Genomic DNA, 490 nt, shown 5'->3' with positions numbered 1-490 from the left:
GAGCAAACCACGGGACTCGGGCTCGTCCATTTCCCCGTCACCAAGGAACGCCCAGACCTGCTGGTCCGAGGTGTCCTTGATCCCACGGTTCTGCAGGTACCGGTTGGACTGGGCCTGGTAGATCGCGTTCATCGGGCCGATACCCATCGACACGGTCGGGAACTCCCAGAAATCAGGCATCAGGCGCGGGTGCGGGTACGAGGACAGGGCATGCCCTTCCTTGGACTTCTCCTGACGGAACCCGTCCAGATCCTCTTCGCTGAGGCGGCCTTCCATGAACGCCCGCGCGTACATCCCCGGGGACGCGTGACCCTGGAAGAACACCTGGTCCCCGCCCGAGGGGTGGTCCTTACCGCGGAAGAAGTGGTTGAACCCCACCTCGTACAGGGTCGCGGCACCGGCATACGTGGAAATATGCCCACCCACACCAATATCGGAACGCTGCGCACGATGAACCATCACCGCAGCGTTCCACCGCATATACGCCCGA

At 62.9% G+C, this 490-nt stretch carries 1 pseudogene; it reads right to left on the bottom strand.

The annotated features are described in order from the left end of the window. Positions 1-490: pseudogene (locus NEK97_RS19790) on the bottom strand (pyruvate dehydrogenase (acetyl-transferring), homodimeric type); the annotation flags it as partial.

This window comes from Paenarthrobacter sp. UW852 (assembly GCF_024608385.1).
Lineage (GTDB): Bacteria > Actinomycetota > Actinomycetes > Actinomycetales > Micrococcaceae > Arthrobacter.
This window is presented reverse-complemented; position numbering and strand designations above follow the sequence as displayed.